General features: G+C 72.6%; 19 protein-coding genes. 12 read left to right on the top strand and 7 right to left on the bottom strand.

The window, feature by feature from the left end; all coding sequences use genetic code 11:
- Window positions 1–495, bottom strand: a complete 495-nt coding sequence (gene ybaK, locus FR742_RS21815; protein ID WP_148032650.1) for a Cys-tRNA(Pro) deacylase — start codon at window positions 493–495, stop codon at window positions 1–3.
- Between the two features lie 18 nt (window positions 496–513).
- Window positions 514–1257 carry a helix-turn-helix domain-containing protein gene (locus tag FR742_RS21810; RefSeq protein ID WP_148032649.1) on the bottom strand — a complete coding sequence of 248 codons (744 nt, stop codon included), beginning with the start codon at window positions 1255–1257 and terminating at the stop codon, window positions 514–516.
- 58 nt (window positions 1258–1315) lie between these two features.
- Between FR742_RS21810 and FR742_RS21805 the strand changes: the two genes are divergently transcribed.
- The gene (locus tag FR742_RS21805; protein WP_261808665.1) at window positions 1316–2455 is read left to right on the top strand and encodes an MFS transporter; all 1140 of its coding nucleotides are present in this window, start codon (window positions 1316–1318) and stop codon (window positions 2453–2455) included.
- 12 nt (window positions 2456–2467) lie between these two features.
- Here FR742_RS21805 and ligD read toward each other — a convergent pair whose 3' ends face one another.
- Both ligD and FR742_RS21795 read right to left on the bottom strand, forming a co-directional pair.
- Window positions 2468–3472 carry a non-homologous end-joining DNA ligase gene (ligD, locus tag FR742_RS21800; RefSeq protein WP_148032648.1) on the bottom strand — a complete coding sequence of 335 codons (1005 nt, stop codon included), beginning with the start codon at window positions 3470–3472 and terminating at the stop codon, window positions 2468–2470.
- 59 nt (window positions 3473–3531) lie between these two features.
- The gene (locus FR742_RS21795; RefSeq protein WP_148032647.1) at window positions 3532–3723 is read right to left on the bottom strand and encodes a hypothetical protein; all 192 of its coding nucleotides are present in this window, start codon (window positions 3721–3723) and stop codon (window positions 3532–3534) included.
- A 226-nt stretch (window positions 3724–3949) separates the two neighbouring features.
- On the opposite strand from FR742_RS21795, the gene hisD reads away from it, so the two are divergent.
- Genes hisD through hisF form a run of 9 tightly spaced genes read left to right on the top strand, consistent with a single transcriptional unit; the run spans window position 3950 to window position 9927 of the window.
- The gene (gene hisD / locus FR742_RS21790) at window positions 3950–5257 is read left to right on the top strand and encodes a histidinol dehydrogenase (protein WP_148032646.1); all 1308 of its coding nucleotides are present in this window, start codon (window positions 3950–3952) and stop codon (window positions 5255–5257) included.
- Window positions 5254–6324, top strand: a complete 1071-nt coding sequence (locus FR742_RS21785; RefSeq protein ID WP_148032645.1) for a histidinol-phosphate transaminase — start codon at window positions 5254–5256, stop codon at window positions 6322–6324. Before hisD ends, FR742_RS21785 begins: the two co-directional genes overlap by 4 nt.
- Window positions 6321–6914, top strand: a complete 594-nt coding sequence (gene hisB / locus FR742_RS21780; protein ID WP_148032644.1) for an imidazoleglycerol-phosphate dehydratase HisB — start codon at window positions 6321–6323, stop codon at window positions 6912–6914. Before FR742_RS21785 ends, hisB begins: the two co-directional genes overlap by 4 nt.
- The gene (locus FR742_RS44665; protein WP_187281249.1) at window positions 6911–7066 is read left to right on the top strand and encodes a hypothetical protein; all 156 of its coding nucleotides are present in this window, start codon (window positions 6911–6913) and stop codon (window positions 7064–7066) included. The genes hisB and FR742_RS44665 overlap by 4 nt, the downstream gene beginning before the upstream one ends.
- The gene (gene hisH, locus FR742_RS21775; protein WP_187281248.1) at window positions 7063–7698 is read left to right on the top strand and encodes an imidazole glycerol phosphate synthase subunit HisH; all 636 of its coding nucleotides are present in this window, start codon (window positions 7063–7065) and stop codon (window positions 7696–7698) included. The genes FR742_RS44665 and hisH overlap by 4 nt, the downstream gene beginning before the upstream one ends.
- Complete coding sequence (locus FR742_RS21770) at window positions 7691–8020, top strand: hypothetical protein (RefSeq protein ID WP_148032642.1); 330 nt, start codon at window positions 7691–7693, stop codon at window positions 8018–8020. The genes hisH and FR742_RS21770 overlap by 8 nt, the downstream gene beginning before the upstream one ends.
- Entirely contained in the window at window positions 8020–8742 is a 723-nt protein-coding gene (priA, locus tag FR742_RS21765; RefSeq protein WP_148032641.1) for a bifunctional 1-(5-phosphoribosyl)-5-((5-phosphoribosylamino)methylideneamino)imidazole-4-carboxamide isomerase/phosphoribosylanthranilate isomerase PriA, read from the top strand. The genes FR742_RS21770 and priA overlap by 1 nt, the downstream gene beginning before the upstream one ends.
- Before the next feature lie 22 nt (window positions 8743–8764).
- Window positions 8765–9169 (top strand): Rid family hydrolase, encoded by a 405-nt coding sequence (locus tag FR742_RS21760; RefSeq protein WP_222709018.1) that lies wholly within the window; start codon window positions 8765–8767, stop codon window positions 9167–9169.
- Window positions 9166–9927 (top strand): imidazole glycerol phosphate synthase subunit HisF, encoded by a 762-nt coding sequence (gene hisF, locus FR742_RS21755; protein ID WP_148032640.1) that lies wholly within the window; start codon window positions 9166–9168, stop codon window positions 9925–9927. The genes FR742_RS21760 and hisF overlap by 4 nt, the downstream gene beginning before the upstream one ends.
- Here the strand turns inward: hisF and FR742_RS21750 are convergent.
- From FR742_RS21750 to FR742_RS21745, 3 genes are all read right to left on the bottom strand, one after another.
- Window positions 9924–11285 carry a glutamine synthetase family protein gene (locus FR742_RS21750; RefSeq protein WP_148032639.1) on the bottom strand — a complete coding sequence of 454 codons (1362 nt, stop codon included), beginning with the start codon at window positions 11283–11285 and terminating at the stop codon, window positions 9924–9926. The two genes, hisF and FR742_RS21750, sit on opposite strands and share 4 nt — an antisense overlap.
- A gap of 61 nt (window positions 11286–11346) precedes the next feature.
- Window positions 11347–11508, bottom strand: a complete 162-nt coding sequence (locus FR742_RS44660) for a hypothetical protein (RefSeq protein WP_187281247.1) — start codon at window positions 11506–11508, stop codon at window positions 11347–11349.
- A gap of 215 nt (window positions 11509–11723) precedes the next feature.
- The gene (locus FR742_RS21745; RefSeq protein ID WP_148032638.1) at window positions 11724–12365 is read right to left on the bottom strand and encodes a TIGR03085 family metal-binding protein; all 642 of its coding nucleotides are present in this window, start codon (window positions 12363–12365) and stop codon (window positions 11724–11726) included.
- Window positions 12366–12480: 115 nt separating this feature from the next.
- Here FR742_RS21745 and FR742_RS21740 point away from each other — a divergent pair, with 115 nt between their 5' ends.
- Both FR742_RS21740 and FR742_RS21735 read left to right on the top strand, forming a co-directional pair.
- Window positions 12481–14289: an ABC transporter ATP-binding protein gene (locus tag FR742_RS21740; RefSeq protein ID WP_187281439.1), complete on the top strand. Its 1809-nt coding sequence runs from the start codon at window positions 12481–12483 to the stop codon at window positions 14287–14289.
- Entirely contained in the window at window positions 14286–16073 is a 1788-nt protein-coding gene (locus FR742_RS21735; protein WP_148032636.1) for an ABC transporter ATP-binding protein, read from the top strand. The genes FR742_RS21740 and FR742_RS21735 overlap by 4 nt, the downstream gene beginning before the upstream one ends.
- Window positions 16074–16075: the final 2 nt, after the last annotated feature.

Genomic DNA, 16075 nt, shown 5'->3' with positions numbered 1-16075 from the left:
TCAGGCGGGCTTGCCGATGGGCGCCGTCACGGCCCCGGTCAGCTCGATCAGGCTGGCCGGCGCGGTCTCGATCTGCAGCCCGCGCTTGCCGGCCGAGAAGTAGACCGTCTCGAACTCCAGCGCCGAGGAGTCGACCACGGTCGGCAGCCGCTTGCGCTGCCCGAGCGGGCTGATGCCGCCCACCACGTAGCCCGTCACCCGCTCCACCTTGGCCGCGTCGGCCATCGCCGCGCGCTTGCCGCCGAGCGCCGAGGCCAGCGCCTTGAGGTCGAGCTTGCCCGCCACCGGCACCACCGCGACGGCCAGGCCGCCCTCGGTCTCGGCCACCAGGGTCTTGAAGATCCGCTCGTAGGGGACGCCGAGCGCGTCGGCGGCCTCCTCGCCATAGGCCTGCGCGGCGGGGTCGTGATCGTACGGGTGGAGCGTGAACTCCGCCTTGGCCCGCTCCAGCGCGACGGTGGCGGGGGTGCCGCCCTTGGTCTTCGACTTGCCCACAGGACGAGTGTAGCGAATCTACAATGTAAAGGCGCGGCCGGGGGTGTACCCGAGCGCCCGCCGGAACGCGTCGATGAACGCGCTCGCCGACGACCAGCCGCACCGGTGCGCCACCTGGGTGACGGCGCCGCCCTCGGCCAGGAGCAGCAGCGCGTGGTGCAGCCTGAGCTGGGTGCGCCACTGCGGGAACGTCATGCCGAGCTCGGCCCGGCAGAGCCTGGCCAGGGTCCGGTCGCTGGTGCCCGCGTCGGCGGCGTGCCGGGCGAGCGTCCGCGGGTCCGCCGGGTCGGCGTGCAGCGCGGCGCAGACGGCCGCCAGGCGCGGGTCGCGCGGCGTGGGCAGGTGCAGCGGCTGCTCGGGGGAGCGGCGCAACCGGTCGAGGAGCACGGCGAGCAGCCGCCCGCGCTCCCCGCCGTCCGGGCCGGCCTGTGCCGCCTCGCCGGTGTAGGCGATGATCAGCTCGCGGAGCAGCGGGCCGACGGCGAGGACGGCGGGGCGGCCCAGGCCCAGCGGGTTGGCGGTGAGGCCGACCAGCCGCACCTCGGTGGCGCCGTGGGCGCGGTGCTCGTGCACGGTGCCGGCCGGGATCCAGATGGCGCGGTTGGCCGGGGCGACCCAGGTGCCGGCGCCGGTGGTGACGGAGAGGACGCCGTGGCGGGCGTAGACGATCTGGTGGGTGTCGTGGCGGTGGGCGTCGATGCCGCTTCCCGGCGCCAGGGGGCGGAGGCCGGTGGGCGCCTGCGGCAGATGGCGGATTTCCATGACAAGTTGGCACTTTATCGGAAGCGCGCCATCCCGGGCCCCGGCGATGATCGGGGGCGTGCGGGCGAACAAGGTGGGGATGCTGGCGGCCGGCCACGCCGGGGTGGACGTCTACCAGGGGGCGGTGCCGGCGCTGGTGCCGTTCCTGGTGGCCGAGCGGGGTTACGGGTACGTGGCGGTGTCGGGCGTGGTGCTGGCCGCGACGTTGCTGTCGTCGGTGGTGCAGCCGGTGTTCGGGGCGCTGGCGGACCGGTGGCGGATGCCGTGGCTGATCCCGGCCAGCATGGTGACGGCGGGGCTCGGGGTGGCGCTGAGCGGGGTGACGGACTCGTACGCGCTGACCTGGCTGGCGGTGGCGCTGTCGGGGCTGGGCGTGGCCGCGTACCACCCGGAGTCGGCGCGGCTGGCGAGGATCGCCAGCGCGGGCAGCCACGTGCGGATGAGCTGGTTCTCGCTGGGCGGGACACTGGGGTTCGCGTCGGCGCCGGTGCTGGTGACGCCGCTGCTGGCGGTGGGCGGGCTGGGCGCCTCGCCGTGGCTGGTGGTGCCGGGGGTGGTGGGCGCGCTGGTGACGCTGCCGGTGATCCGGGCGCTGTCGGGGCGCGGCGCGGCGCGCGGCGCGGCGGCGGAGGCGTCGGGGCGCGACGACTGGGCGTCGTTCGCCCGGCTGACGCTGGTGATCGTCTTCCGGTCGGTGGTGTACGTGGGGCTGAGCGCTTTCGTGGCCCTGTACGCCGGGGGCGGGGCGGCGGGGGCGGTGGCGCTGTTCGTGCTGTTCGGGGGCGGGGCCGTGGGCACGGTGCTGGGCGGCAGGCTGGCCGCGCGGTGGGGCCGGGTGCGGGCGATGCGGGCGGCGTACGCGGCGAGCGTGCCGGCGGTGGCCGGGGTGGTGCTGGCGCCGGGGCCGCTGATGTACGTGTTCGTCGCGGCGGCGGCGATCACCCTGTACGCGCCGTTCTCGCTGCACGTGACGCTGGGCCAGGACTATCTCCCGCGGCGGGTGGGCACGGCGGGCGGGGTGACGCTGGGGCTGGCGGTGAGCGCGGGCGGGCTGGCCAGCCCGCTGGTCGGCTGGGTGGCGGAGACGGTGTCGCTGCGGGTGGCGCTGGGCTGTCTGGCGCTGGTCGCGATACCGGCCTGGCTGCTGTCGCGCACGCTGGCGGAGCCGGCCAGGCCCGCCGTCACGAGCGAGACCTGACGGCCGCCGCGGTCAGCCGACGGCGGAGGCGCCGCCCGGCGAGCCGGGGCCGATCAGGCGGACCTCGCCCGGCCGCCGGTCGGGGCGCAGGCCGCGCCAGGAAGGGTGGCGCAGCCGGTGGTCGCCGGTCACCTCGGCGTACTGGACCTCGCCGACCATGACGGGCCGCACCCAGTGGGCGTCGCGGGCGTGCTCGCGCGGGACCGGTTCGGCGAAGGGCGGGTCGTCCTGCTCCAGCGGGGCCAGGCGCCGGCGCAGGTCGCCCAGCATGGACTCGGTGAAGCCGGTGCCGACGTGCCCGATGAACAGCAGGCGCCCGGCGTCGTCGTACGAGCCGAGCAGCAGGGAGCCGATGGTGCCTGAGCGCCGCCCGGAGCCGGGCTTCCAGCCGCCGATGACGACCTCGACGGCGCTGACGTTCTTGACCTTGGTCCACTCGCCGGTCCGCCTGCCGGGCCGGTAGGGGGAGGCGAGCCGCTTGCAGACGACGCCTTCGAGGCCGAGGCGGCGGGAGGAGGCGAAGGCGTCCTCGGCGTGGTCGTGGAAGCGGACGGGTACCTGCCAGCGGTAGCCGGGGGTGAAGACGGTCTCCAGCAGCTCGCGGCGTTCGGTGTAGGGCAGCTGGATGACGGGGTCGTCGTCGAGGTGCAGCAGGTCGAAGGCCATGAAGGTCACGGGCACGGTGCGGGCGAGCTCGGCGACGCTGACCGGGTTGCGCTGGTGCATGCGCGGCTGGAGCGCGCCGAAGCTGGGGCGGCCGGCCTCGTCGAAGGCGACGATCTCGCCGTCGACGACGGCCTGGCGGCGTCCGGTGGCGCCGGCCATGAGCTGGAGCTCGGGGTAGGCGGAGGTGATGTCCTTGGCGTTGCGCGACATCAGCCGGACGGTGCCGCCGGCGATGTAGGCGATCGCGCGGACGCCGTCCCATTTCATCTCGACGGCCCATTCGTCCTGGTCGGCGGAGGGCAGCGCGCCGGCCTGGGCCAGCATGGGCGCATAGGTGGGCAGCGGCGCCATGACGGGTGCCATACCCCGGCTGGGTCGTGGACGTAACCCGAAATAACCTGACAGTTCGGTCAAGCCGGGGCGTGGCCGTCCTCGACGAGCTGGCCCAGGTCGACCCCGTGCAGGGCGAGCTCGGTCACGCTGGCGCAGTATCCCTGCAGGTAGAGGCGGCCGCCGATGTCGTGTGAGATGCGGAGGAGCGGCCGGTCGTCGAGCACGATGGCCTCCACCACGATGCCGCCCGGGGCACGCCAGATCGCCATGCCAGGATCGTACAAAGGTGTAGGTAAAGCACAAGTAATGACAAAGTAGACATAAAGTCCGATGGCCGGAGGGAAAGGCTCGTCAAAGGGCGGGTGTGTCAGTTCCCTCGGATCATGGGGAGGCGTCAGCGCCAAGTTTTACCCGGCCGTCCCTCTTGGGCTCGCCCGGAGTGTCCGCATGCTGGACGGAAGCGGATTCAGGGGTTGGACTCCGTAGACTGTGGGGGTGATTTCCCGTATCGACATGCGCGGGTCCCTTCCTGCGGACCTGCGCGACGTGCTGCCCCGCGCCGAGCTCGACGTCGAGGCCGCCCTGGAGAAGGTGCGGCCCATCTGCGAGGACGTGCGCCATCGCGGGGCGGCAGCCGTACGGGAGCTGACCGCCAGGTTCGACGGTGTCGAGATCTCCACCACCCGGGTGCCCGCCGAGGCGATCGCCGGGGCGCTCGCCGGGCTCGACCCGAAGGTCAGGGCCGCGCTGGAGGAGTCCATCCGCCGCGCCAGGCTGGTCCACCGCGACCAGCGCCGCACCGAGGTCACCACCCAGGTGGTGCCCGGCGGCACCGTCACCGAGCGGTGGGTGCCGGTCGACCGCGTGGGCCTCTACGTGCCCGGCGGGCGCGCCGTCTACCCGTCGTCGGTGGTGATGAACGTCGTCCCGGCCCAGGAGGCCGGGGTGCCCTCGCTGGCGGTGACCAGCCCCGCCCAGCGGGAGTTCGGCGGCCTGCCGCACCCGTCGATCCTGGCCGCCTGCGCGCTGCTCGGCGTCGACGAGGTCTACTCCGCGGGCGGCGCCCAGGCCGTGGCCATGTTCGCCTACGGCACCGAGGAGTGCCCGCCCGCCACCATGGTCACCGGCCCCGGCAACATCTGGGTGGCCGCGGCCAAGCGGCTGCTCAAGGGCCGCATCGGCATCGACAGCGAGGCCGGCCCCACCGAGATCGCGATCCTGGCCGACGCCACCGCCGACCCGGTGCACGTCGCCGCCGACCTGATCAGCCAGGCCGAGCACGACGTCATCGCCGCCGCCGTCCTCGTCACCGACAGCGAGGAGCTGGCCGAGGGCGTGGAGAAGGAGCTGCCCGCCCAGGTGGCCGCCACCCGCCACAGCGAGCGCATCGCCGAGGCGCTGCGCGGCCGCCAGTCCGCGATCGTGCTGGTCGACGACCTCGACGCCGGCCTGAAGGTGGTCGACGCCTACGCCGCCGAGCACCTGGAGATCCAGACCGCCGACGCCGCCGCCGTGGCCGCCCGGGTACGCAACGCCGGCGCGGTCTTCGTCGGCCCGTACGCCCCGGTCTCGCTGGGCGACTACCTCGCGGGGTCCAACCACGTGCTGCCCACCGGCGGCTGCGCGTGCCACTCCGGCGGGCTGTCGGTGCAGACCTTCCTGCGCGGCATCCACGTCGTCGACTACACCCGTGAGGCCCTGGCCGAGGCGGCCGCCCACGTGTCGGTGCTGGCCGACGCCGAGGACCTGCCCGCCCACGGCGCCGCGATCCGCGCCCGCTTCGACTGGCAGGTGCCGTCATGAACCTGGACGACCTGCCCATCCGCGACGACCTGCGCGGCAAGAGCCCCTACGGGGCGCCGCAGATCGACGTCCCCGTGCGGCTCAACACCAACGAGAACCCGCATCCTCCGTCCGCCGAGCTGGTCGCCGACCTGGCCGAGGCGGTCGGCAGGGTCTCGGGCGAGCTCAACCGCTACCCCGACAGAGACGCCGTCGAGCTGCGCGCCGCGCTGGCCGCCTACCTGGGCCACGGCCTGACCACCGAGCAGGTGTGGGCGGCCAACGGCTCCAACGAGATCATCCAGCAGATCCTGCAGGCGTTCGGCGGCCACGGCCGCAGCGCGCTGGGGTTCGAGCCTTCCTACTCGATGCATCCGATCATCACGACCGGCACCAGCACCGAGTGGATCCACGCCGCCCGCGAGGAGGACTTCTCGCTCGACCCGGGCAAGGTCGTGGCGGCGATCGGCGAGCACCGGCCCGACGTCGTGTTCGTGGCCTCGCCCAACAACCCGACGGGCACCGCCCAGCCGCTGGAGACGATCGAGGCGATCCTGGACGCGGCGCCCGGCATGGTCGTGGTCGACGAGGCCTACGCCGAGTTCGCCCGCGAGGGCACGCCGTCGGCGCTCACCCTGCTGCCGAGCCACCCCAGGCTGATCGTCACCCGCACCATGTCCAAGGCGTTCGCCATGGCCGGCACCCGGCTGGGCTACCTGGCCGCCCACCCCGCCGTGGTGGAGGCGCTGCTGCTGGTGCGGCTGCCGTACCATCTGTCGACGCTCACCCAGACGGCGGCGCTGGTGGCGCTGCGCCACCGCGCGGAGCTGCTGGGCACCGTCGACGCGCTGCGGCGGGAGCGTGACGCTACGGTTGACTGGCTGCGGTCCAAGGGGCTGGCGGTCGCCGACTCCGACGCCAACTTCGTGCTGTTCGGGCGCTTCCCCGACCGGCGCGCGGTGTGGGAGGGACTGCTGGCGAGGGGCGTGCTCATCCGCGAGGTGGGCCCGCCCGAATGGCTGAGGGTGTCGATCGGCACCGGTGAGGAAATGGCGGCGTTCCGCGCCGCCATGGAGGGAGTTCTGTGAGTCGCGTAGGCCGCGTCGAGCGCACGACGAAGGAGACGTCCGTCCTGGTCGAGGTCAACCTCGACGGCACGGGCGCCGTGGACGTGTCCACCGGGGTCGGCTTCTTCGACCACATGCTGGCGCAGATCGGCAAGCACGGGCTGATCGACCTGACCGTCAAGACCGAGGGCGACCTGCACATCGACTCCCACCACACGATCGAGGACACCGCGCTCGCGCTGGGCGCCGCGCTCCGCGAGGCGCTGGGCGACAAGTCGGGCATCAGGCGGTTCGGTAGCGCGTCGTGCCCGCTCGACGAGGCGCTCGCCGAGGTCACCGTCGACCTGTCCGGCCGCCCCTACCTGGTCCACTCCGAGCCCGAGGGCATGGCCCCGATGATCGGCCCCGACTACGACACCACGATGACGCGCCACATCCTGGAGTCGATCGTCGCCCAGGCCGCCATCTGCCTGCACGTCCGCGTCCCGTACGGCCGCAACGCCCACCACATCGTGGAGGCGCAGTTCAAGGCGCTGGCCAGGGCGCTGCGCGCGGCGTCGGAGCGTGACCCGCGGTCGACCGGGGTGCCGAGCACCAAGGGCGTGCTATGACCGAAAACGCGATCGCCGTCATCATGGTGTTCCTCGGCCTGTTCCTCATCGGCGGCGTGGTCTCGCTGATCAAGCAGGGCATGAAGGTCGGGGCCGCCGTGTGCGGGCTGGGCGCGGCGATGGCACTGTTCGCGGGGGTGATGTGGTGGTGAGCAAGAACGTCGTGGTGCTCGACTACGGGTCCGGCAACCTCCGCTCGGCCGAGCGGGCGCTGGCCAGGGTCGGCGCCGATGTGACCGTCACCTCCGACTTCGACGCCGCGCTGGAGTGCGACGGCCTGGTGGTGCCGGGCGTCGGCGCGTTCGCCGCGTGCATGGCCGGTCTCAAAGGCGTGCGCGGCGACCAGATCGTCGGCAGGCGGCTGGCCGGCGGCCGGCCGGTGCTGGGCATCTGCGTCGGCATGCAGATCCTGTTCGCCCGCGGCGTCGAGCACGGCGTGCAGACCGCCGGCTGCGACGAGTGGCCGGGCACGGTCGAGCGGCTCGACGCGCCGGTGCTGCCGCACATGGGCTGGAACACCGTCAAGGCGCCGGCGGGCAGCGTGCTGTTCGCCGGGATCGACCCCGCCACCCGCTTCTACTTCGTGCACTCCTACGGGGTGCGCGAGTGGGAGCTGCGCACCGGCGACGGCTTCGCCGAGCCGGTGGTCACCTGGGCCGAGCACGGCGTGCCGTTCGTGGCCGCGGTCGAGAACGGCCCGCTGATGGCCACCCAGTTCCACCCGGAGAAGTCCGGCGACGCCGGCGCCGCGCTGCTGAGCAACTGGCTCGGCACCCTTGAGTAAGGAGCGGGCGCGCCGCCGCGCCGAGCGCGAGGCCGCGCGGGCGCGGGCCATCCGCCTCAACGAGGAGCGCCAGGCCCGCCGCGCCCGTCGCAGGGCGGCACTGGCCCGCCTGGTGCCGCGCCCGGTCCGGGTCGCGCGGCAGGGCGGGCTGCTGGCCCGCCGCCACCGCGCCCAGAACGCCGCGGTCGCGCTGGGCTTCCTCCTCGTGCAGGTGCTGGCCTGGCTGATGTGGGGCTCGCCGCTGGTGACCTTCGGCGTGTTCGTCTGCTCCCTGCTCCTGCTCCCCGTACTCGTCACACTCGCTTTCGACCGGAGGACCTGATGTCGCTCGTTTTGCTCCCCGCCGTGGACGTCGCGTACGGCGAGGCCGTACGCCTCGTCCAGGGTGAGGCCGGGACCGAGACCGGCTACGGCGAGCCGCTGGCCGCCGCGCTGGCCTGGCAGGAGGCGGGCGCGGAGTGGATCCATCTGGTCGACCTGGACGCGGCCTTCGGCCGCGGCTCCAACCGCGAGCTGATCACCGACCTGATCGGCCGGCTGGACGTGAACGTGGAGTTGTCGGGCGGCATCCGCGACGACGAGTCGCTGGCGGCGGCGCTGGCCACCGGCTGCCGCCGGGTCAACATCGGCACGGCCGCGCTGGAGAACCCCGAGTGGTGCCGCAAGATCATCGCCGAGCACGGCGACAAGATCGCGGTCGGCCTGGACGTGCGCGGCACCACGCTCGCCGCCCGCGGCTGGACCGAGGACGCCGGTGACCTGTGGGAGGTGTTCGACCGGCTGGAGGCCGACGGCTGCCCCCGCTACGTGGTCACCGACGTGACCAAGGACGGCACGCTCAAGGGCCCCAACCTCGACCTGCTGAAGCAGGTCTGCGCACGCACCGACAGGCCCGTCGTGGCCAGCGGCGGCATCTCCTCGCTCGACGACCTGTCCGCACTGGCTTCTCTCGTCCCCGACGGCGTGGAAGGTGCCATCGTGGGAAGGGCCCTGTACGCCCAGGCGTTCACGCTGGAGAGCGCACTGGCCACTGTCCGCAGTTAGATCCCTGTCGGGAGGGGGCGTGATGGGCACCATGAGTATGGACAGCATCGGCACGCGGGTGTTTTCGGGCGGCGTCTGGGAGGAGAAGTACGGATACGCGCGAGCGGTCATCGCCGGAGACCGGGTCATCGTGTCAGGCTGCACCGCCACCGTCGAGGGGGAGGTCCGCCACGTCGGCGACCCCTACCATCAGGCGCTCACCGCGATGGAGATCGCGCTGGAGGCCGTGGTGAAGGGCGGGCTGTCCCGTGAGGACGTCGTCATGGTGCGCTACTACGTGGTGGATCAGCGCCACTTCGACCAGGTGGGCAAGGCCATCGCGGAGGTGTTCGGCAAGGTCCGTCCGGCCTGCACCGGAGTGCGGGTGGCCGGCCTGGTCGAGCCGAGGATGCTGGTAGAGATCGAGATAGAGGCACAACGAGCATGACCGTAGCCGTCAGAGTGATCCCCTGCCTGGACGTCGACGCCGGGCGGGTGGTCAAGGGCGTCAACTTCGAGAACCTGCGCGACGCGGGCGACCCGGTGGAGCTGGCCAGGCGCTATGACGAGGAGGGCGCCGACGAGCTGACCTTCCTCGACATCACCGCCTCGTCAGGTGAGCGCGACACCATGCTGGACGTCGTGCGCCGCACGGCCGAGCAGGTGTTCATCCCGCTCACCGTGGGCGGCGGGGTCCGGTCCGCCGACGACGTCGACCGGCTGCTGCGCGCGGGCGCCGACAAGGTGTCGCTCAACACCGCGGCGATCGCCAGGCCGGAGCTGCTCACCGAGGCGTCGCGCCGGTTCGGCGCGCAGTGCGTGGTGCTGTCGGTCGACGCCCGGCGGGCGCCGGGCACGCCGAGCGGCTTCGAGGTCACCACCCACGGCGGCCGCCGCGGCACCGGCATCGACGCGGTGGAGTGGGCGGCCAGGGGCGAGGAGCTGGGCGTGGGCGAGATCCTGCTCAACTCGATGGACGGCGACGGCACCCTCGACGGCTACGACCTGGAGATGATCCGCGCGGTCCGGGCCGTCGTGCGGGTGCCGGTGATCGCCAGCGGCGGGGCCGGGCGCCTGGAGGACTTCCCGCCCGCCGTGGCGGCCGGCGCCGACGCGGTGCTGGCCGCCAGCGTGTTCCACTTCGGCACGCTGAAGATCGCCGAGGTGAAGGACACCCTCCGGGCGGCCGGCCACCCGGTCCGCTAGAACACCCGCATGTGCTGGAAGCACTCGTAGGAGGCGTCCCGTCCGGCGAACGCGGCCGCCTCCGAGCGCTTGACCGCGAGGAAGGCGTCGCGCCGCAGCGGGCCCAGCGCCTCCGTCAGCGTCTCGTCCGCCTCCAGCGCGTCGAGCGCCTCGTCCAGGGAGGTGGGCAGGCGCGGGTAGAGGCCGGGGCGGGTGTCGGGGTCGACCGTGACCGGCTCGCCCGGGTCGAGCTTGCGGCGGATGCCGTCCATCCCCGCGTGGATGACCGCGCCGAGCGACAGGTAGGGGTTGGCGGAGGAGTCGGACGGCTTCAGCTCCAGGTTGGGCTCGCCGAGCTCGCCCAGCGGCGAGCAGACGCGGACCGCCGCCTCCCTGTTGTCGGGGCCGTATACGGCGTACGCGCTCGACCACCTGCGCGGCGCCAGGCGGCGGAAGCTGTTGACGCTGCCGCAGGTGAGCGCGGTCAGCGCGGGCAGGTGGGCGAGCAGCCCGCCGATGAACCAGGCGCGCACGTCACCGTCCTCGCCGAACACGTTCGTGCCGTCGCGCCACAGCGACAGGTGCAGATGGGCGCCGTTGCCCGCCTGGTCGGCCAGCGGTTTGGGGGCGAGTGACGCCCACATCGCCATGCGCATGGCGACCCCGCGCACGGTCTCGCGGTAGAGCACGTGGTTGTCGGCGGCGCGCAGGGCGGGCGCGTGGCGTACGGACAGCTCCTGCTGGCCGGGGCCGAGCTCGGGATGGCAGTGCTCGACCCGCAGCCCCTGGGTCTCCAGGGCGCGGATCAGCTTGATCGTGTAGTCGTGCGCGGTGTCGAAGCCGGTGCCCGCGTAGCAGAGGGAGTCGTCGATCGGCACCAGGCGGTCGGGCCCGCCGGACGGATCGGGGAGCCGGCGGCCGAGCGTGAACTCCGGCTCGAAGGCCGCCAGCAGCAGGTAGCCCTCGGCCGCGAGTGAGGCCACCGCGTCCTTGAGGAAGGAGCGCGAGCAGGCCTCCCAGGGGGAGCCGTCGGGCAGGCGCAGGTCTGACAGCATCGCGGCCGCGCCGGGCGCGTGGGGGAGGGTGACGTAGGTGGAGGGGTCGGGAACGATGCGCACCTCGCCCACCGGACCCATGTGCTCGACGTCCTGCAACTGGTCGAGCATGTTCATCGCCATCATGGCCACCGTGTGCCCGATGCCGGACGTGAGCCGCTCCGCGAGACGCGACCGGGAGGCGGCCTTGCCGCGGACGACGCCGCCGTGGTCGACGTACAGAAAGCGGATCAGCTCCACGCCTTCGAGCTCCGCTCGCTCGAGGATGCGCCTGACCCCGGGGTCGGGCTGGTGGAGCGTGTTGGCGCCTGGACGATCTGTCATCCTGCCTGCGTAACACGTCTGGGCGGCGCGGGGAAGCATCTCCCGCAGACAGGACCGACTATCAGGTCAAGACATTGGTAAAGAAGACAGCCAACTGGTTGGCTCCGTTGATGATTCCGTCAAATACTCCGTTGACCGCGGCGGCGGCTTCGGCCGGCCGGGTGAACAGGTAGAAGACCACGAACGCCACCAACACGTACGTGAGCACCTTCTTGACCTGCATGGGGGGCCTCCTGCAGTCCGTTCCCAGCCGTATATACCCGGATCTGGGCGATCACCTTGCATCTTCTGTGAAGATGTTCATGATCCTAACCGGGGGGCTTGTCTCTGGCCCATGGTACGGCCTGCCGGCGCCGCGGGAGCGCCTTCCGCGCAAGGGTTTTCCGGCGTCGCAGGTGAGGGTGTGCCGTGACCCTCGTCACCATGCCCCGCCCCTGGTCAGACGCCCAGCCGGGCGCTCCTCAGCCGCTCGACGGCGTCGGCGTCGCCGCTCAGCTCGGCCCGGGAATGCGCCTGGCGGCCGAAGCAGAAAAGCAACAGTTCGCTCGCCGTTCCGCTCACCTCGACCTTGGGACCCTGCTGGGCGCCGCCCAGGACCACGGACCTGGCCCCGCCGCCACCCCGGCGGTGGAGCACCACGCCGACGGGGGCGCGGCGCAGCATCATCTTCGCCATGGCCGACAGCCGCTTCCAGATCAGGTCCTCGAAGTCGGCGGGCAGCTCGCGCGGCTCCCAGCCCGGCTGGGCGCGCCGTACGTCCTCGTGGTGGACGAAGAACTCCATGGTGTTGACCGCCGTGTCGAGGAACGGCAGCAGCCCGTACACGCCGCCGGGCCTGCGCACCAGGGCGACCAGCGCGGGGAACGGGTGCTTGGCCTTCAGCCCGCGCTGCACCGAAGCCGTGTGGCCGGCCAGCGCGCGCACCGCGATGCCCGGCATCGCGTCGGGCCGGCGCTCGCGCAACGCCAGGTGCGCGGCCAGGTCGTAGGTGTCCCAGCCCTCGCAGAGGGTCGGCTCTCCGGGGCCGAGCTGGTCGAGCAGGTCGCAGAGTGCGGCGCGTTCGCTACGGGCGTGAGTCACATCGTCAACCCTACCTGTGGGAATAACGGGGCGATCAGACGTGATAGTGACTTACGTAGAAACGTCGGGTGTGAAAGGAATTTTCCGAGTGGCGAACAAGGTCACCTCGGCCGTCATGCGTCAAGGGCTTCGCGTCCTTGGGGTGGCCATTCGCACCGAGAAGGTGGTGTTCACCTTCGCCGTGCTGGCGAGCGCCGTCTACGGCGGGATGACCGTCGCCTCGGCCTGGGCGCTCGGCTGGGCGACCCAGAACGTCGTGCTCGCCGCGTTCGACCGGGGGGAGGTCACCACCGGCGCGCTCTGGACCGGCGTGCTGCTCATCATGGGGACCGCCCTGCTCAAGGCGCTGGGCGTGGCCGGGCGGCGCATCCTGGCCGGGCTGATGCAGTATCGCATGCAGGCCCGCTCCCGCCGCGACGTCACCAAGCAGTATCTGCGCCTGCCGTTGTCCTGGCACCACCGCCACCCGACCGGCCAGCTGCTGTCGAACGCCAGCTCCGACGCCGAGGCCGCGTGGGCGCCGCTGGCGCCGCTGCCGATGGCCGTCGGCGTCGTCGTCATGCTGTTCACCGCGGCGATCGGCATCCTGTTCACCGACCTCATGCTCGCCCTGGTCGGTTTCTTCATCTTCCCGGCCATCGCGCTGCTGAACCTCGTCTACCAGCGCCGGCTCAGCCCTCTCGTGACCCGCGCCCAGCAGCTCCGGGCCGAGGTGAGCGAGATCGCCCACGAGAGCTTCGACGGCGCGCTCGTCGTCAAGACGCTCGGCAGGGAGGAGCTGGAGACCGACCGGTTCCGCCGTCGCGCCCACGAGCTGCGCGACGCCAACATCGCCGTCGGCAAGGTGCGCGGCCTGTTCGACCCCCTGCTGGAGGCGCTGCCGACGCTCGGCGTGCTCGCCGTCCTGGCCGTCGGCGCGCTGCGGCTGTCCACCGGCTCGATCGACTCCGGGCAGCTCGTCCAGGTCGCCTACCTGTTCACGCTGCTGTCCTTCCCGATCAGGGCGCTCGGCTGGGTGCTGGCCGAGCTGCCGCGCAGCGTCGTCGGCTGGGGCCGGGTGCAGGCCGTGCTGGACGCCGAGGGCTCCATGACCTACGGCGAGACCGCGTGCCGGCCCGACGGCCCCGCGTCCCTGGAGGTCAAGGACGTCTCCTACGCCTACGGCGACACCGAGGTGCTGCACGAGGTCAGCTTCGACGTGCCCGCCGGGCGCACCGTCGCCCTGGTCGGGCCCACCGGCTCCGGCAAGTCCACGCTGGTGCAGCTCCTGGTCCGCCTCGTGGACCCCGCCTCGGGCCAGGTCCGGCTCGACGGCGTGGACCTGCGCGACCTGCCCTACGGCGGCATCGCCGAGTCGGTGGCGCTGGTGCCGCAGCAGACGTTCCTCTTCGACGACACCGTACGCGGCAACATCGCGCTCGGCCTGCCCGTCGACGACGAGCGGGTGTGGCGGGCGCTGCGCCTGGCGCAGGCCGACGGCTTCGTCGCCGGGCTCGGCGACGGCCTCGGCACCCACGTCGGCGAGCGCGGCACCACCCTGTCCGGCGGCCAGCGCCAGCGCCTCGCGCTGGCCAGGGCGGTCGTCCGCGAGCCCCGCCTGCTCATACTCGACGACGCCACGTCCAGCGTCGACCCGCAGGTCGAAGCCAGGATCCTGTACGGGCTGCGAGACCGGTCGCAGGCGTCGACCGTCGTGGTCGTCGCCTACCGGATGGCCACGATCGCGCTCGCCGACGAGGTCGTCTTCCTCGACCGGGGCCGGGTCGCCGACCGCGGCACCCACGCGGAACTGCTGGACCGCTGCCCCGGCTACCGCGACCTGGTGACCGCCTACGAGCGCGAGGAGCTGGAACGGGCCACGCTCGACACAGACACGGACACCGACCGGCGGCCCGGTCTCGAAGAGGAAGAGATCAGCGCATGACCGTCGAAAGCGGGCGCATCGGCGCCGGTGCCGAGAGATCCGCCTGGGGCGTGGTCCGGCAAGGACTGTCGCTGACCCCCGAGTTCCGCAAGGGCCTGGGGGTCACGCTGGTGCTGGCCGTGATCGCCACCAGCGGCAAGATCATCGTTCCGCTGGCCGTGCAGCAGACCATCGACACCGGGATCGCCACCGGCCATCCGGATCTGCCGTACATCACCCGGATGGTCGCGGTGTGCGCCATGGCGGTGCTGCTGACCGCGGCGGCCGCGTACCTGATGAACGTCCGGCTCTACAAGGCGACCGAGTCGTCGCTGGCCACGCTGCGGGTGCGCGGCTTCCGGCACGTGCACGACCTGTCCGTGCTCACCCAGAACACCGAGCGGCGCGGCGCCCTGGTCTCCCGCGTCACCAACGACATCGACCAGATCAGCACGTTCATGCAGTGGGGCGGGCTGATGATCATCATGGCCTTCGGGCAGCTGATCATCGCCTCCGTGCTGATGTTCGTCTACTCCTGGCAGCTCACGCTGCTGGTGTGGGCCTGCTTCGTGCCGTTGATGATCGCGTTGCCGCGCTTCCAGCGCTGGCTGTCGGCCGCCTACACCCGGGTGCGCGAGCGCACCGGCGACATGCTGGCCGCGGTCAGCGAGTCCGTCGTGGGCGCCGCCGTGATCCGCGCCTACGCCACCGAGCGGCGCACCGCCGAGCGCATCGACCAGGCCGTGGACGCCAACAAGGCCGCCCAGGTCAAGGCGCAGACCATCGTCGGGTTCGTGTTCCCGCTGACGGAGATCGTGGCGGCCCTGGCCATCGCCGGGATCGTGCTGCTCGGCGTGCGGCTCGGCCTGTCGGGTGACATCACCGCCGGCCAGCTGGTCGCCTTCCTGTTCCTCATCACCCTGTTCGTGGCGCCGATGCAGACCGCCACCGAAGTGCTCAACGAGGCGCAGAACGCCATCGCGGGCTGGCGGCGGGTGCTCGGCGTCATCGACACGCCCGCCGACGTGGCCGATCCCGGCGACGACGGCACCGCGCCGCCGCGCGGCCCCATCTCCGTCGCCTTCGAGGACGTCACCTTCGCCTACCCCGGCGGCCCGCCCGTGCTGCGCGAGGTCACCGTGGACATCCCGCCCCGCTCACGCCTCGCCGTCGTCGGTGAGACCGGTTCGGGCAAGACCACCTTCGCCAAGCTGCTCACCCGTCTCATGGACCCGGTCTCGGGCCGCGTCCTCGTCGACGGGCACGACCTGCGCGGCGTCCGCTTCTCCTCGCTGCGCGAGCGCATCGTCATGGTGCCGCAGGACGGCTTCCTGTTCGACGGCACGCTCCAGGAGAACATCCTGTACGGCAAGCCGTCGGCCACCCGTGAGGAGATCACGCTCGCCCTCACCGAGCTGGGCCTGGCCGACTGGCTGGAAGGCCTGCCCGCCGGCCTCGACACCCCGGTCGGCCAGCGCGGCGAGTCGCTGTCGGCGGGCGAGCGCCAGCTCGTCGCGCTGGCCCGCGCCTACCTGGCCGACCCCGACCTGCTGCTGCTCGACGAGGCGACCTCGGCCGTCGACCCGGCCACCGAGGTGCGGCTGGCCCGGGCCCTGGAAGGCGTCACCCGCGGACGCACCGCCGTCACCATCGCGCACCGCCTGTCCACCGCCGAGAACGCCGACGAGGTCCTCGTCTTCGACGGCGGCCGGCTCGTCCAGCGGGGCCCGCACGCGGAACTGGTGGGCGAGCCCGGCGTGTACGCCGACCTGCACGCCTCCTGGATCTCCGCCGCCCGCTCCTGACC

It is taken from the genome of Nonomuraea sp. C10 (assembly GCF_008017515.1).
Classification (GTDB): Bacteria; Actinomycetota; Actinomycetes; order Streptosporangiales; family Streptosporangiaceae; genus Nonomuraea; species Nonomuraea ferruginea.
Note: the sequence above shows the minus strand (reverse complement) of the source record. Positions and strands in the feature narration are given on the sequence as shown.

What these genes read in the sequence shown, in the direction of transcription:
- FR742_RS21810 (WP_148032649.1), bottom strand. Translation starts at nt 1,257, where the DNA reads ATGGAAATCCGCCATCTGCCGCAGGCGCCCACCGGCCTCCGCCCCCTG.
- ligD (WP_148032648.1), bottom strand. Translation starts at nt 3,472, where the DNA reads ATGGCGCCGCTGCCCACCTATGCGCCCATGCTGGCCCAGGCCGGCGCG.
- FR742_RS21795 (WP_148032647.1), bottom strand. Translation starts at nt 3,723, where the DNA reads ATGGCGATCTGGCGTGCCCCGGGCGGCATCGTGGTGGAGGCCATCGTG.
- FR742_RS21785 (WP_148032645.1), top strand. Translation starts at nt 5,254, where the DNA reads ATGAACCTGGACGACCTGCCCATCCGCGACGACCTGCGCGGCAAGAGC.
- FR742_RS44665 (WP_187281249.1), top strand. Translation starts at nt 6,911, where the DNA reads ATGACCGAAAACGCGATCGCCGTCATCATGGTGTTCCTCGGCCTGTTC.
- priA (WP_148032641.1), top strand. Translation starts at nt 8,020, where the DNA reads ATGTCGCTCGTTTTGCTCCCCGCCGTGGACGTCGCGTACGGCGAGGCC.
- FR742_RS21760 (WP_222709018.1), top strand. Translation starts at nt 8,765, where the DNA reads ATGGGCACCATGAGTATGGACAGCATCGGCACGCGGGTGTTTTCGGGC.
- hisF (WP_148032640.1), top strand. Translation starts at nt 9,166, where the DNA reads ATGACCGTAGCCGTCAGAGTGATCCCCTGCCTGGACGTCGACGCCGGG.
- FR742_RS21750 (WP_148032639.1), bottom strand. Translation starts at nt 11,285, where the DNA reads ATGACAGATCGTCCAGGCGCCAACACGCTCCACCAGCCCGACCCCGGG.
- FR742_RS44660 (WP_187281247.1), bottom strand. Translation starts at nt 11,508, where the DNA reads ATGCAGGTCAAGAAGGTGCTCACGTACGTGTTGGTGGCGTTCGTGGTC.
- FR742_RS21740 (WP_187281439.1), top strand. Translation starts at nt 12,481, where the DNA reads ATGCGTCAAGGGCTTCGCGTCCTTGGGGTGGCCATTCGCACCGAGAAG.
- FR742_RS21735 (WP_148032636.1), top strand. Translation starts at nt 14,286, where the DNA reads ATGACCGTCGAAAGCGGGCGCATCGGCGCCGGTGCCGAGAGATCCGCC.